Source organism: Streptomyces sp. NPDC030893, assembly GCF_055571535.1.
In genome coordinates, this window is record NZ_JBVIFC010000014.1 from 97,448 (window position 1) to 112,851 (window position 15,404).

At 72.3% G+C, this 15,404-nt stretch carries 9 protein-coding genes; 6 read left to right on the forward strand and 3 right to left on the reverse strand.

Annotation, left to right across the window (positions count from 1 at the left end; genetic code table 11):
* Nucleotides 1-16: 16 nt before the first annotated feature.
* Nucleotides 17-553: a YwqJ-related putative deaminase gene (locus ACZ434_RS24650; RefSeq protein ID WP_468459340.1), complete on the reverse strand. Its 537-nt coding sequence runs from the start codon at nt 551-553 to the stop codon at nt 17-19.
* Nucleotides 554-905: 352 nt separating this feature from the next.
* Between ACZ434_RS24650 and ACZ434_RS24655 the strand changes: the two genes are divergently transcribed.
* The 3 genes from ACZ434_RS24655 (at nt 906) to ACZ434_RS24665 (ending at nt 5,509) form a co-directional block, all read left to right on the forward strand.
* The gene (locus tag ACZ434_RS24655) at nt 906-1,922 is read left to right on the forward strand and encodes an SMI1/KNR4 family protein (protein WP_468459342.1); all 1,017 of its coding nucleotides are present in this window, start codon (nt 906-908) and stop codon (nt 1,920-1,922) included.
* Between the two features lie 9 nt (nt 1,923-1,931).
* Nucleotides 1,932-4,418 carry an SUKH-4 family immunity protein gene (locus ACZ434_RS24660; RefSeq protein ID WP_468459344.1) on the forward strand — a complete coding sequence of 829 codons (2,487 nt, stop codon included), beginning with the start codon at nt 1,932-1,934 and terminating at the stop codon, nt 4,416-4,418.
* A 206-nt stretch (nt 4,419-4,624) separates the two neighbouring features.
* Nucleotides 4,625-5,509 (forward strand): cellulose-binding protein, encoded by an 885-nt coding sequence (locus ACZ434_RS24665; protein WP_468459346.1) that lies wholly within the window; start codon nt 4,625-4,627, stop codon nt 5,507-5,509.
* A gap of 10 nt (nt 5,510-5,519) precedes the next feature.
* Here ACZ434_RS24665 and ACZ434_RS24670 read toward each other — a convergent pair whose 3' ends face one another.
* Nucleotides 5,520-7,136 carry a sodium/solute symporter gene (locus tag ACZ434_RS24670; RefSeq protein ID WP_468459348.1) on the reverse strand — a complete coding sequence of 539 codons (1,617 nt, stop codon included), beginning with the start codon at nt 7,134-7,136 and terminating at the stop codon, nt 5,520-5,522.
* Complete coding sequence (locus tag ACZ434_RS24675) at nt 7,133-7,552, reverse strand: DUF485 domain-containing protein (RefSeq protein WP_468459350.1); 420 nt, start codon at nt 7,550-7,552, stop codon at nt 7,133-7,135. The genes ACZ434_RS24670 and ACZ434_RS24675 overlap by 4 nt, the downstream gene beginning before the upstream one ends.
* A 593-nt stretch (nt 7,553-8,145) precedes the next feature.
* Between ACZ434_RS24675 and ACZ434_RS24680 the strand changes: the two genes are divergently transcribed.
* The 3 genes from ACZ434_RS24680 to mfd all read left to right on the forward strand — a co-directional run bounded on the left by ACZ434_RS24680 (nt 8,146) and on the right by mfd (nt 15,377).
* Entirely contained in the window at nt 8,146-8,964 is an 819-nt protein-coding gene (locus ACZ434_RS24680) for an ABC transporter ATP-binding protein (RefSeq protein ID WP_468459352.1), read from the forward strand.
* On the forward strand, nt 8,961-11,540 hold the full coding sequence (locus tag ACZ434_RS24685; RefSeq protein ID WP_468459354.1) for an ABC transporter permease: 2,580 nt from the start codon (nt 8,961-8,963) through the stop codon (nt 11,538-11,540). Before ACZ434_RS24680 ends, ACZ434_RS24685 begins: the two co-directional genes overlap by 4 nt.
* A 303-nt stretch (nt 11,541-11,843) precedes the next feature.
* Nucleotides 11,844-15,377, forward strand: coding sequence for a transcription-repair coupling factor (mfd, locus tag ACZ434_RS24690; protein WP_468459357.1), 3,534 nt, complete (start codon nt 11,844-11,846; stop codon nt 15,375-15,377).
* Nucleotides 15,378-15,404: the final 27 nt, after the last annotated feature.

Here is a 15,404-nt window from a genome sequence, read left to right on the forward strand (position 1 = left end):
GTCGTGGGGTGTGGGTTCAGCCGTCGGTGGTGGTGGCGGCGGGGTCGACCGTGCGGACGCCGAAGTGGGCGGTGAGGGCGGTGCAGGCGCGGCAGGGGGGTGCGTAGCTGTCGTGGAGGGGGTCGCCGTCCTCGCGGATGCGGCGGGTGGTGAGTTTGGCTTGTTTGAGGGCTTTGCGTGCTTCGCCGTTGGTCATGGGTTTGCGTGCGGCGCGTTTGCTGCGGGCGGCGTCGAGGGTGGTGATGTGCCGGGAGATGAGGATGGTTTCGGCGCAGCGGCCGGTGAAGCGGTCGCGTTGGTCGCTGGTGAGGGTGTCGAGGAAGTCCTGGACGAGGGGGTGGAGGGCGGGGGGTGTGTCGCCGCGTGCGGGGGTGGCGGTGAGGGTGGTGCCGCGGAGGGTGAGGGCGGCGGCGATGGTGGGGAGGATGCCGTCACGGCGGTGGTGGAGGGTGGGGGCGGGGGTGGTGTCGGTGGTGCTCCAGTCGACGCGGGGGTCGCCGGTTCGGGGGTCGCCGGATGGGCCGGTGTGGGTCCCCGTTTGTGTTGCGTTCATGATCGTCATCCCCTCCCGAGCATCTCCCCGGAGGTCACAGAGTGCCAAATCGGGTGGCTGATGCGGAAGCGGGGGCGTGGCGACACGCCCGGGTTTGGGCGGGCTGTCACGGGAGGGTGACGGTTGGTCACGGAAGTGGAGGGGGTGGGTGGCCGGTGCCGGTGACCGGTGGGGGTGTACCGCATAGGCTGTCGGCGCCGCGATCCATGCGGTGATCCGTGCGGTTGTGTGTGCGGGCGCTGTGGGGTCGGGGCGGTAAGTGTGTCGAGACAGACGTGAGAGTCGAATACGTTCCGTAACCGTCCGTAGGGGGCGGTGTGGGTCGTACAGAGTGCCGCAGGGGGCAACCGCCATGACGACAGGTCGGCTCGGGCTGGGGGTTGCTTCCGGCCGCCAGGCAGGGGGAGGTGCCGCGCCGCCGAACGCGGCCTATGCGGGGCAGGTCGTGCATTTTCCGGATCCGGTGCGGGCGGCGCGTCATCCGCGGGGGGTGCGGGTGGATGAGCATGGGTATCCCGTTTTCTCTCCTTATGCGCGTGCGGCGGTGGAGATCGCGGATCCGCCGGAGGGTTTCGGTGTCGATGAGTTGCGTCTGACGGATTTCGTGTCGGCGAACGCGGCGTTGGCGGCGAGTGGTCATGAGTTGTGGGACACGGTGCCGGCGGTGGCGACGCCGCATGGCTGGACGTGGCATCACGTGGTGGGGTCGCGGCGGCTGGAGTTGGTGCCGGTCGAGGTGAAGGCGTTGTTGCGGCATCACGGTGGGGTGGCGACGTCGGCGGTGGATCACGGTAAGCGGGGGACGCGGCCGTTGCAGGAGACGCGTCCGGCGCATTTCGGGTTGCCGAAGTCGGGTGTGGCGGTGACGGAGGCGCAGGTGCTGGGGGTCGAGGAGGATCTGGGGTACCGGTTGCCGGGTGCGTATCGGTCGTTTCTGAAGGCGGCGGGTGGTTGTGCGCCGGTGGGGACGGCGTTGGACGCGGAGCTGGGTTTGTTGGTGGATCAGCCGTTCTTCACGGTGCGGGACGAGGCGGCGGTCAATGATCTGGTGTACGTCAACAAGTGCTTGCGTGATCATCTGACGAAGGACTATCTGTGCGTGGCGTTCGTGCAGGGTGGTCTGCTGGCGGTGAAGGTGCGGGGCGAGCGGCAGGGTTCGGTGTGGTTCTGCGCGTACGACGATGTGCGGGACGTGGATCCGTCGTGGGCGCCGGCCGAGCGGGTGGAGCGGCTGCTGTTGTCGTGCGGTGAGGACTTCGACGTGTTCCTGTCGCGGCTCGCGGGGTCTCCGCCGGAGTTGGAGACGGTGGCGAATCTGATGGTGGACGGCGGGTTCGCGCGTGTCGTTCCGGTTGCGGCTGGGGAGTGAGGCTCGGCGATGGTGACGTTCGCGCAGGCGCAGGAGCGCGCCGAGGAGTGGGTGAACGGGGATGTGCCGGCGTATCAGCACCGTGAGGTGCGGGTGCGGGAGTTCGGTCTCGGGTTCGTGGTGTGGGCGGAGGATCGTGCGGACGGGCCGCGTTCGGACGGTGGCGCGCAGCGGCTGGTGATCGCCCGGGACAGTGGTGAGGCGACGTTGTGGCCGGGGCTGGCGGTGGGTGAGGTGATCCGCCGGTACGAGGAGGAGTACGGCCGTGATGCGGCGGCGCCCGAGCCGGCGCCGGCGCCGGCGGCGCGGGTGGATCTGAATCAGACGTCGTTCCTGCTGAGTCCGCCGGAGTGGTTGCAGGAGGCCGCGGACCGGCTGGGGATTCCGGATCGGCGGGGTGAGGGCTCGGGGGGTGCCGCGGGTTCGGGTGTCGCCGGTACGGCGGGTGCCGGGGTGGTTCCGGCGCAGGGTGCGGTTCCGGGTTCGGGGGCTCCGGTGCCGGGGGCTGCCGGGGCCGACAGCGGGTCCGCGTGGCCCGTGGCCGGCGGGGGCGGTGAGCGGGCCGGTGACGGTGGGGACGCGGAGGCGACTCCGTGGGCCGGTACGGACACCAACGCCGATGCGGGTGAGGACCGTTCCGTGCCGTTGCCGGAGACGGTGTTCGCGCAGCAGTTGAGCGAGTCGGGCGAGGACGCCCCGCCGCCGCCCCCCGCGGTCGCGGAGGCGCGGACGGCGTTGATGTCGGGCGGCAGTCAACTTCCGCCGACGGCTGTCGCGCCCGCGGTGCCGGATTCCGCCGCGGGGCGGGCGACACCGCCGCCGGCCGGTCCGGGTGTGCCGGAGCGGCCGCTCGCGCCGAACGCGGGTGACATCGCGGACGCCGCGACGAGCAAGGCGGCTCCGCCGCCGCGCCGCGGTTCGGGGGGCCCGACGACGCCGCCCCCTCCGGGTGCGCCGGGCACCCCGGGTGCGCGGCCGGGGGGTACGCCCCCGCCGCCCGGTCCGGCGGGCGGGTACGTACAGACGCAGTTGGGGTCGTCGCTGGGCCCGGAGGGGTCCGGTGCGCCGACGCCGCCTCCGCCCGGTGCGCCCGTGCCGCCTCCGCCCGGTGCGCCGAGCGCGCCCGGTACGCCGCCCGGCGGGGTGCACCATGCCGCGACGGTGTTCGCCGACCCGGGTGTTCCGGGCGTTCCGGGCCCGGGCGGTCCCGGAGCGCCGGCGTCTCCGGGTGCTCCCGGCGCGCCCGGTGTTCCCGCCGCGCCCGGCGCACCGGGTGCTCCGGGTGCCGCCGGAGGGGGACGCCCTCCCGTGCATCACGCGGAGACGGTGCTGGCCGCCCCTCCGGTGGCCGGCCCGGGTATGCCTCCGCCGCCCGGTCCCCCCGGTGCGCCCGCCGGCGCTCCGCCGATGCCGCCGGGAGCGGTGCCGCCGGGGGCGGTGCCGCCGCCCGGTACGCCGCCCGGGGTTCCGGGTGGTCCGGGGCAGCCGCCGGCGTACGGCTATCCGCCGCGGCCGACCGGTCAGCCGACCGTCGGTCCCGGCTACCAGGCCGTGCTGCGCTACCGCGCGCAGGACGGCAGCGAGCAGCAGCTGATCCGGCGTTCGGCGCCGGGTACGCCGCATCCGGAGTGGCAGATCTTCCACGAGCTGCGTGCGATGAACGTGCCGCCGGACCAGGTGCTGGAGCTGCACACCGAGCTGGAGTCGTGCGAGCTGCCGGGTGCGTACTGTGCGCGGATGATCCGGGAGCAGTGGCCGCAGGCGCGGATCACGTCCATCGCGCCGTACGGCACGGATCATGCGAGCCGTCAGCAGGGCATGGCGCAACTTCTCGCGCACCAGGGCGAGTTGCATCAGGTGGCGGACGGTCCGGCGCGTCCGGCGCCGGTGCGTGCGCCGATTCCGCCGGTGCAGCCGGTGCCGCCGGTTCCGCCGGAGGCGATCGCGCAGGAGCTGGCGGGGGCGTTCGGGCCGGGGGTGTTCCGGTTCGAGCAGGCGGCGGTGTCCCGGCAGGGTGTGCCGCCAGTCGTGGCGCACACGCTGGTGGCGGCGGGGCTGCCGATGGACATGGGCCCGTTCTTCTGGGCGCAGGCGCAGCCGGGCCGTCCGGTGCCGACGCTGGCGGAGCTGGCCGTGGAGCGGGGTGTGCAGGCGGCTCCGGACGCGGGCTCGTACCTGGTGATGGGCAGTGACTTCGGCAAGGCGGTCTGTGTGCAGTACGGCACGGCGAACATCGTCGCGGTGCCGGTGGAGGCCGGGCCGGGCGGTGTGTCCGTGCCGCCGCAGTTCGTGAACACCGGTCTGCCGGAGTTCGCGCGGTGTCTGGCGCTGCTGGGGCGGATGTGGCGGCTGCGGTTCGGGTTGAACCAGGAGCAGGCGGGCCGCTGGACGGTCGATTTCCAGGCGCAGTTGGCGGCGCTGGACCCGGCGGCGCTGGGTTCGCCGGAGAGCTGGTGGTCGGTGCTGCTGGAGCAGATGTGGGACGGGTTGCTGTGAGCCGTCGCCGCTGAATCCGGTGTGAGGTGAGGGGCCGGGCCCGGTCGGGAGGACGACCGGGCCCGGCTTTTGCGTGCCCGCCAAGCGGAGTGTCGCGTTAGGGACACTTCCGTGTGATCCATCAAGATGTGCGCGATTCATCCCATTTCGTTCTCGGTTGTCGTGCTGGGCTTCGAGAGTCCGTCGCGTGGAAGAGGGGTCGCAGGGTGAGCAGCGCATCGGTGTCGTCGCAGGGCTTCGAGGTCGTACGGGGGCGTGGCTACCGTCCTTTGCAGGTCATCGCGTACGTCGAGGCCCTCTCGAAGGAACGCGACGCGGCCTGGGAGCGGGCGGCGCGGCTGACCGTGCTGGCCAGGGAGATGGAGGAGGAGCTGGAGCTGCTGCGGATGCGGGTGGCGGCGCTGCCTGTGCAGACGTACGAGTCGCTGGGGGAGGGCGCGAGGCGGCTGTTCGAGCTGGCGGGGGAGGAGGCGACGGCCGTGCGGGAGGGGGCCCGCCAGCAGGCGCGGGACCTCGTGGACCTGGCGCGCGAGGAGGCGGCCGGTGTGGAGGAGGCCGCGCGCGCGTCCGCGGACGCGGTGCGTGCCGGTGCCGACGGGCGGGCCGGTGAGCGGCTGGCCGCGGCCCGCGCGGAGGCCGACGAGATCCGGATCGAGGCCCGGCTGGAGGTGAAGGAGCAGCGCGGGCGGACGCTGGCGGAGCTGCGGCGGATGCGGGAGCGTACCTCGGAGACGCTCGCCGAGGTGGCGGGTGAGCAGGCGGAGCGGCTGGACGCGGTGGAGCGCGAGGAGGCCGCGCGGGTGGCCGAGCTGGTGGCCCGGCAGGCGGAGGCGGAGGCGCGCGCGGAGTGTGCGCTGGCCGAGGCGCGGCAGGTGTTCGCGGAGGCGGAGGAGTCGGTGCTCCGCCGCGCGGAGGAGGCGCGGGAGCGCGCGGCGGAGGTGCTCGACGAGGCGCGGGTGCGCGCGGAGGGCATCGGGCGGGAGACCGAGCGGGTGCTGCGTGACCACGCCGGCCGGCGGGAGGAGGTGCAGACCCACATGGACCACGTGTGTGCCAGCCTCAGCGCGCTGACGGGGCGGGTGGTGGAGTGAGCGGGGCGCTTCACCCTCTCCTGCGCGCCGCGCCGGCGAGGATCCAGCCCTCGACGGCCTCGTACTGGCGCCGCTGTTCCTCCGCCCGGCCCCGGCCGGAGGCCACCGTGCCGAGCCAGCCGCAGAGGAAGCCGAGGGGGATGGAGAGCAGTCCGGTGGTGGTGAAGGGGAACCAGTTGAAGTCGGCGTCGGGGAAGGCGGCGACCGGGGAGCCGGAGACGAGGTTGGTGCCCGGCATGAGCAGGAGCACGGACAGGGAGCCGCCGATGAGGGTGGCGAGCAGGCCGGTGCGGGTGTAGCGGCGCCAGAAGAGGCTGTAGACGAGGGCCGGTGCGATGGCGGAGGCGCCGAGGCAGAAGGACAGGGTGACCAGGGGCTGGAGGCTGTGGTGCTGGACCAGGGTGGCGAGCAGGATCGCGGGGACGCCCACCGCGAGGGCGGAGAGGCGGGCGAGGAACATCTCGCGGCGCGGTGACATCTCCTGGACGCGGGCGGCGAAGACGTCGTGGGCGAGGGAGTTGGCGCAGGCGAGGATCATGCCGGCGACGGAGGCGAGGACGGTGAGGAAGATCGCGGTGGTGACGGTGGTGAAGAGGAGGGTCTCCGCCGTGGACACCTCGGGGCCGAAGGCGGCCTGTGTGCCGAGCAGGTAGGCGGTGTTGCCGCGCGGGTCGGCCTGGGCGACGGCGGCCCGTCCGGCGAGCGCGGTCGCGCCGAAGCCGATGACGGTGATGACGAGGACGAACAGGGCGACGCCGGAGACCGCCCAGGACATCGAGCGGCGGATCTCGCGGGCGCTGGAGGCGGTGTACATGCGCATGGTGACGTGGGGGAGGCAGGCGCCGCCGAGGACGACGGTGAGCTGCGAGCTGATCATGTCCAGGCCGGGGTGGGAGCCGCCGGCGAACTGCAGGCCGGAGGCGAGGAAGGCGTCGCCGACGCCGCTGCCCTCGGCGGCCGCGTCGAAGAGGGTGCCCGGGTTCCAGTCGAAGCGGTTCAGGACGAGGGCGGCGACGACGAGGCCGGAGCCGAGCAGCAGCACCATCTTGAGGATCTGGATGAGGGCGGTGCCCTTCATGCCGCCGATCGCCGCGTAGCTGATCATCAGGGCGCCGACGCCGATGATGCAGCCGGTCTGCATCGACTCGCCGGAGAAGCCGAGGACGAACCCCATGAGCTGTCCGGTGCCGGCGAGTTGTACGAGCATCATGGGCAGCAGCGCGGCGAGGGTGACGGCGCTGGCGGCGATCCGTGTGCCGCGTCCGCCCGGCATGCGGCGGGTCAGCGAGTCGCCCATGGTGAACCGGCCCGCGTTGCGCAGGGGTTCGGCCAGCAGGAACATCAGCAGCATCAGGGACAGGGCGGTGCTCAGGGCGAGCACGATCCCGTCGTACCCGAACAGGGCGATGACGCCGCCGGTGCCGAGGACGGTCGCGGCGGAGATGTAGTCGCCGGCGATGGCGAGGCCGTTGCGCAGGGGGGAGAGGGAGCCGTAGCCGGTGTAGAACTCGTCGAGGTCGTCGCGGTCGGGGCCGGTCATCACGCACAGCAGCAGGGTGACCGTGGCGACGGCGGAGAAGCCGACGAGGGCCATGGCCTGGGTGTCGCCGCCGAATTCGGGGTTCATCGTGCCGCCTCCCGCTTGGCGTCCAGCGCGGACTGGCGGCGGATCAGGTCCGCGAGGGGGTCGACGTGGCGGCGGGCGGTGTGCTCGTACAGGGCGATGGCGAGCCAGGTCACGGGGACCTGGAGGACGGCGAGGAGCAGTCCGGTGGGGATGCCGTCGGTGACGGTGCCGGTCATGAAGGACGGGGCGAACGCCGACAGGACGAGGAAGAGGACGAAGTAGCCGAGCGCGGTGAGGGTGGCGGTGCGGCGCTGCCAGCGGTAGGCGCTGCGCAGCCGGCGCAGGTCGGAGTGGTGCCCGAGCGGGGCCTGCTGGGGGGCCCGCCGCGGCTGGTGGGCGGGCGGGGCCGGGGGCTGCGGGTGGGGGGCCCGGTGGGGGCGGGGGTGGTGGGGGTGTGGGTACGGGTCGGTGGACATCCCGTGCTCCTTGCGTGGCTCGGGTCCGTGCGGGGACGGCAGGGAGGGGGGTGGGGAGCGGAGACCGCACGCTACTCGCGCGCTCCGGGGTGCGCTGCGTTTTGGCCGAACTGAGCGGTCGGTATGGGCCGATCGCCACCTTCCGGGGGCTGACCTGGGGTGTTACCCGGATTAACTCAGACTTTTGAGCCCTGAAGTCCCCTCGTGGGGCGGCGACTTGACCCTGACGTGGGGGGAGGGAGGAGTCTCGGGGGGCCGACAGGAGGAGCCGACCCCGAGACGGACTCCCCCCGTCGGCGGAGAGCCCCTAGGGGTATCTCCGTACTACGGCTCGGGGAGGGTTCGTACCGGCGGAGGACGAGAGGCGGCGGGGGCCGTCCTTAGTCTGGCTTTACGCCGCCGGGGGGTGGCGGAGCACAGCAACAGGGGTGGGGTTTTCCTCAGGAAAAGACTGCGCTGAACACCAGGGCGCCCGACCCCCTCCCGCCGCGAGACTGAAGCACATCGCACGAACACGCGCCGAACGGCCGCCGGGCAGGCGGGCGGCCGCAGGGGCACCGTACGCACTTGCTGACCGACATAGGAGACATACCGTGACATCGGCTGTGACCATTCCCAGGCACGGGGGCACCGGAGGGACCACGGCCGTCGCCGCGCGGGCGCGGCAGGTCGTCAAGGCGTACGGGTCCGGCGAGACCCGGGTCGTCGCCCTCGACCACGTCGACGTGGACATCGCCCGCGGACGGTTCACCGCGATCATGGGCCCCTCGGGGTCCGGCAAGTCCACCCTGATGCACTGCCTCGCCGGCCTCGACACCGTGACCTCCGGCCAGATCTTCCTGGACGAGACCGAGATCACCGGCCTGAAGGACAAGAAGCTCACGCGGCTGCGCCGGGACCGGATCGGGTTCATCTTCCAGGCGTTCAACCTGCTGCCGACGCTCAACGCCATCGAGAACATCACGCTGCCCATGGACATCGCCGGCCGCAAGCCCGACAAGGCGTGGCTGGACCGGGTCGTGGAGACCGTCGGGCTCGCGGAGCGCCTCAAGCACCGGCCGACGCAGCTCTCCGGCGGTCAGCAGCAGCGGGTCGCCGTGGCGCGGGCGCTGGCCGCCCGGCCGGAGATCATCTTCGGTGACGAGCCGACCGGGAACCTCGACTCGCGCGCCGGCGCCGAGGTGCTCGGCTTCCTGCGCCGCTCGGTCGACGAGCTGGGCCAGACCATCGTGATGGTCACCCACGACCCCGTCGCCGCCTCCTACGCGGACCGGGTGCTGTACCTCGCCGACGGCCGCATCGTCGACGAGATGCACCAGCCCACCGCCGAGCAGGTTCTCGACCGCATGCTGTGCTTTTCTGGGGGAGACCCCCAGACCCCCGACTTCGACGCCCGGGGGCGCACGTCATGACCGTGCTCAAGACCTCGATGCGCAACTTCTTCGCGCACAAGGGACGCATGGCGCTCTCCGCGGTGGCGGTGCTGCTGTCGGTGGCGTTCGTCTGCGGAACCCTGGTGTTCACGGACACCATGAACACCACGTTCGACAAGCTGTTCGCGGCGACCTCCGCGGACGTCACCGTCAGCTCCAAGGACGCCTCCGACGGCGGTGAGACGACCTCCGGCAACGGCAAGCCGCCCGTCATACCGGCCTCCGTGCTCGACGAGGTGCGCGGCGCGGACGGCGTGAAGTCGGCCGAGGGCACGGTGTTCTCCACCTCCGTGACCGTCGTCGACGGCGACAAGGACAACCTCTCGCCCACCAGCGGCGGCCCGACCATCGTCGGCAGCTGGAACGACAACGACGCCCGCACCATGGAGATCACCTCCGGCGCGGCACCCGGGAACGCCGGCCAGATCATGGTCGACGCCGACACCGCCGACAAGCACGGCCTGACCCTCGGTGACGAGATCGGCGTCATCAGCGCCGTCGGCACGCACACCGCGAAGATCTCCGGCATCGCCGACTTCACCGTCACCAACCCCGGCGCCGCGATGTTCTTCATGGACGCGGACACCGCCCAGCGGACCCTGGTCGGCGAGAGCGGCGTCTACACCAACGTCAACGTCACCGCCGCGGCCGGCGTCAGCGACACGCAGCTGAAGCAGAACGTCGTGGCGGCGCTCGGCGCCGACTACAAGGTGCAGACCGCCAAGGAGACCGCGGACGCCAACAAGGAGAGCGTCGGCGAGTTCATGAACGTCATGAAGTACGCCATGCTCGGCTTCGCCGGGATCGCCTTCCTCGTCGGCATCTTCCTCATCATCAACACCTTCTCCATGCTGGTCGCCCAGCGCACCCGCGAGATCGGCCTGATGCGGGCGATCGGCTCCTCCCGCACGCAGGTCAACCGCTCGGTGCTGGTCGAGGCGCTGCTGCTCGGCGTGATCGGCTCGGTCCTCGGCGTCGGCGCGGGCATCGGCCTCGCCGTCGGCCTGATGAAGCTCATGGGCATGATGGGCATGGAGCTGTCCACGAACGACCTCACGATCGCCTGGACGACCCCGGTGGCCGGCCTGGTCCTGGGCGTCGTCGTCACCGTCCTGGCCGCCTACCTGCCCGCGCGGCGCGCCGGGAAGATCTCCCCGATGGCCGCCCTGCGCGACGCCGGCACCCCGGCGGACGCCAAGGCCGGCTGGATACGCGGCGGGATCGGCCTGGCCCTCACCGGCGCCGGCGCAGCCTTCCTCTACCTGGCCGGAACCGCCGACAAGGCCACCGAGGGCTCCCTGTGGCTGGGCCTGGGCGTGGTGCTGTCCCTGATCGGCTTCGTCGTCGTCGGGCCCGTGCTGGCGAGCGGCGTGGTCCGGGTCCTCGGCGCGGTCCTGCTGCGCGCCTTCGGCCCCGTGGGCCGCATGGCCGAGCGCAACGCGCTGCGCAACCCGCGCCGCACCGGCGCGACCGGCGCCGCGCTGATGATCGGCCTGGCGCTGGTGGCGTGCCTGTCGGTGGTCGGGTCCTCCATGGTCGCCTCGGCCGGCGAGGAACTCGACAAGACCGTCGGTACGGACTTCATCATCCAGAACGACATGGGCCAGCCGCTGGTCCCCGAGGCCGTCGAGGCCGTCAAGTCGACCCCCGGCCTGGACCGGATCACCGAGTACAAGTGGACCGAGGCGGACTTCACCACGCCCGACGGGAAGACCACCGACGACACCGCGATCACCGCCGCCGACCCGACGTACGCGACCGACCTGCGGGTCGAGACCGTCGCCGGCAAGCTCGCCGACGCCTACCGGCCGGACTCGATGTCCGTGCACCAGGACTTCGCCGAGGACCACGACGTCCGCATCGGGTCGAAGATCGAGGTCGCCTTCAAGGACGGCAGCACCGGCTCCCTCACGGTCCGCGCCATCACCAGCAGCGACGGCGTGGTCGACGCGGGCGCGATGTACACGTCCATCGACACCCTCGCCCGGTACGTCCCGGCCGAGAAGATGCCGCTGGACCAGCTGCTCTTCGCCTCGGCCGAGGACGGGCAGAAGGACGCCGCGTACACGGCGCTCAAGGACGCGCTGCACGGCTTCCCGCAGTACGAGGTCCGCGACCAGACCGACTACAAGGAGGCGCTGCAGGACCAGATCGGCCAGCTGCTGAACATGATCTACGGTCTGCTGGCCCTGGCGATCGTCGTCGCGATCCTCGGTGTGGTGAACACGCTGGCCCTGTCGGTGGTGGAGCGCACGCGGGAGATCGGCCTGATGCGGGCCATCGGCCTCTCGCGCCGGCAGCTGCGCCGCATGATCCGCATGGAGTCGGTCGTGATCGCCCTCTTCGGTGCCCTGCTGGGCCTCGGCCTGGGCATGGGCTGGGGCGCCACCGCCCAGCAGCTCCTCGCCCTGGAGGGCCTGAAGGTCCTCGACATCCCGTGGCCGACGATCATCGGCGTCTTCATCGGCTCGGCCTTCGTGGGCCTCTTCGCGGCCTTGGTCCCGGCTTTCCGCGCCGGCCGCATGAACGTCCTGAACGCCATCGCCACCGACTGACCACCGCACACGGGGGTTGCGGGGGGAGACCGGCGCCGGGGAGTCCTTGGGGGACTGTCCGGCGCCGGTTCGTTCCGTCGGTCGGTCCGTCCGGCGATCCAGGACGAGGCCCGTCCAGGGCCGAACGGGGGTCCAGGGGGGCGGAGCCCCCTGGTGGTCGGGCCGCGAGTCCGCTCACCGGCCGGCCGGACGTCGTCCACAGCCCCCGCACCCGCGGACGCGGCGACGTACCCTTGACACCCCCGGCCCGCAGCGCGCGTCGGGCCCGTCGTGTTGCACACCCCCGGAGGGAATCCGCCCCGCATGAGCCTGCACGGTCTGCTCGACGCCGTAGTCAAGGACCCCGCCCTCGCGGAAGCGATCGCGGCCGCCGCGGACGGCAACCGCATGCACGTCGACCTCGTCGGCCCGCCCGCGGCCCGCCCCTTCACCGTCGCCGCCCTCGCCCGCGACACCGGCCGCCCCGTACTCGCGGTGACGGCGACCGGCCGCGAGGCCGAGGACCTGGCCGCGGCCCTGCGCTCCCTGCTCCCGCCCGAGGGCGTCGTGGAGTACCCGTCCTGGGAGACCCTCCCGCACGAGCGCCTCAGCCCCCGCAGCGACACCGTCGGCCGCCGCCTCGCCGTCCTGCGCCGCCTCGCCCACCCCCGCCCCGACGACCCGGAGACCGGCCCGGTCTCCGTCGTCGTCGCGCCCGTACGGTCCGTGCTCCAGCCGCAGGTCAAGGGCCTGGGTGACCTGGAGCCGGTCGCGCTGCGCACCGGGCAGAGCGCCGACCTGAACGAGATCGTCGAGGCCCTCGCCGCCGCCGCGTACGCACGCGTGGAGCTCGTGGAGAAGCGCGGCGAGTTCGCCGTACGGGGCGGCATCCTCGACGTGTTCCCGCCCACCGAGGAACACCCCCTCCGGGTGGAGTTCTGGGGCGACGACGTCGAGGAGATCCGCTACTTCAAGGTCGCCGACCAGCGCTCCCTTGAGGTCGCCGAGCACGGCCTGTGGGCCCCGCCCTGCCGCGAACTGCTGCTCACGGACGACGTACGGGAACGCGCGCGGGTCCTCGCCGAAGCGCACCCGGAGCTGGGCGAGCTGCTCGGCAAGATCGCCGAGGGCATCGCCGTGGAGGGCATGGAGTCCCTGGCGCCCGTCCTCGTCGACGACATGGAGCTGCTGCTGGACGTGCTGCCCAAGGGCGCCATGGCCCTTGTGTGCGACCCGGAGCGGGTGCGCACGCGCGCCTCGGACCTGGTGGCCACCTCGCAGGAGTTCCTGCAGGCCTCGTGGGCGGCGACCGCCGGCGGGGGCGAGGCGCCCATCGACGTCGGCGCGGCCTCCCTGTGGTCCATCGCGGACGTCCGCGAGCGGGCGCGTGAGCTGGACATGATGTGGTGGTCCGTCTCGCCGTTCGCGGCGGACGAGGAGCTCGACGGGGACACCCTCAAGCTCGGCATGCACGCCCCCGAGACCTACCGCGGCGACACCGCGCGGGCGCTCGCCGACACCAAGGGCTGGCTCGCCGACGGCTGGCGCACGGTGTTCGTCACCGAGGGCCACGGCCCGGCCGCCCGCACGGTCGAGGTGCTCGGCGGCGAGGGCATCGCGGCCCGCCTCGAGGCCGACCTCGGCGAGATCGCCCCGTCCGTGGTGCACGTCTCCTGCGGCTGCATCGACCACGGCTTCGTCGACCCCGCCCTCCGGCTCGCCGTCCTCACCGAGACCGACCTGACCGGCCAGAAGGCCTCCGGCCGCGAGGGCGCGCGGATGCCGGCCCGGCGCCGCAAGACCATCGACCCGCTCACCCTGGAGGCGGACGACTACATCGTCCACGAGCAGCACGGCGTCGGCCGCTACATCGAGATGGTCCAGCGCACCGTCCAGGGCGCCACCCGCGAGTACCTGGTCGTGGAGTACGCCCCCGCCAAGCGCGGCCAGCCCGGCGACCGGCTCTACATCCCCACCGACCAGCTGGAGCAGATCACCAAGTACGTCGGCGGGGAGGCCCCCACCCTGCACCGGCTCGGCGGCGCCGACTGGACCAAGACCAAGGCGCGCGCCAAGAAGGCCGTCAAGGAGATCGCCGCCGACCTGATCAAGCTGTACAGCGCCCGGATGGCCGCCCCCGGGCACCCCTTCGGCGCCGACACGCCCTGGCAGCGCGAGCTGGAGGACGCGTTCCCGTACGCGGAGACGCCCGACCAGCTCACCACCATCGCCGAGGTGAAGGAGGACATGGAGAAGACGGTCCCCATGGACCGCCTGATCTGCGGCGACGTCGGCTACGGCAAGACCGAGATCGCGGTGCGCGCCGCGTTCAAGGCCGTACAGGACGGCAAGCAGGTCGCCGTCCTGGTCCCCACCACGCTGCTGGTGCAGCAGCACTTCGGGACGTTCAGCGAGCGGTACGCGCAGTTCCCGGTCGTGGTGAAGGCGCTGTCCCGCTTCCAGACCGACACCGAGGCCAAGGCGGTCCTGGAGGGCCTGCGCGAGGGCTCGGTGGACGTCGTCATCGGCACCCACCGCCTGTTCTCCTCGGAGACGAAGTTCAAGGACCTGGGCCTGGTCATCGTCGACGAGGAGCAGCGCTTCGGCGTCGAGCACAAGGAGCAGCTGAAGAAGCTGCGCGCCAACGTCGACGTGCTGACCATGTCCGCCACGCCGATCCCGCGCACCCTGGAGATGGCGGTCACCGGCATCCGCGAGATGTCGACGATCACCACCCCGCCGGAGGAGCGCCACCCGGTGCTCACCTTCGTCGGCCCGTACGAGCAGAAGCAGATCGGCGCCGCCATCCGCCGTGAACTGCTGCGCGAGGGCCAGGTCTTCTACATCCACAACCGGGTCGAGTCCATCGACCGCGCGGCGGCCCGGCTGCGCGAGATCGTGCCCGAGGCGCGGATCGCCACCGCGCACGGCCAGATGTCGGAGTCGGCGCTGGAGCAGGTCGTGGTCGACTTCTGGGAGAAGAAGTTCGACGTGCTGGTGTCGACGACGATCGTCGAGTCCGGTATCGACATCTCCAACGCCAACACCCTGATCGTGGAGCGCGGCGACAACTTCGGCCTCAGCCAGCTGCACCAGCTGCGCGGCCGGGTGGGACGAGGACGGGAGCGCGGGTACGCCTACTTCCTGTACCCGCCGGAGAAGCCCCTGACCGAGACCGCGCACGAGCGCCTCGCCACCATCGCCCAGCACACGGAGATGGGCGCGGGCATGTACGTGGCGATGAAGGACCTGGAGATCCGCGGCGCCGGAAACCTCCTCGGCGGTGAGCAGTCCGGGCACATCGCGGGCGTCGGCTTCGACCTGTACGTGCGGATGGTCGGCGAGGCGGTCGCGGACTACCGGCGTCAGCTGGAGACCGGTGAGATCGAGGAGGAGCCGCCGCTCGAGGTGAAGATCGAGCTGCCCGTCGACGCGCACGTCCCGCACGACTACGCGCCGGGTGAGCGGCTGCGCCTCCAGGCGTACCGGGCGATCGCCTCCGCCAACAGCGAGGAGGACGTCAAGGCCGTACGCGAGGAACTCGTCGACCGCTACGGCAAGCTGCCGGAGCCGGTGGAGAACCTGCTGCTGGTGGCGGGCCTGCGGATGCTCGCGCGCGCCTGCGGAGTCGGCGAGGTCGTGCTCCAGGGCAACAACGTCCGCTTCGCGCCGGTGGAGTTGCGCGAGTCGCAGGAGCTGCGGCTGAAGCGGCTGTACCCGGGCACGGTCATCAAGGCGGCGGCCCACCAGGTCCTGGTGCCCCGCCCGAAGACCGCGAAGGTGGGTGGGAAGCCGCTGGTCGGGCGGGAGCTGCTGGGCTGGGTCGGGGAGTTCCTGACGTCGGTGCTGGGCTCCTGACCTCCGGGCCCCGAGGGACGGCGGGCA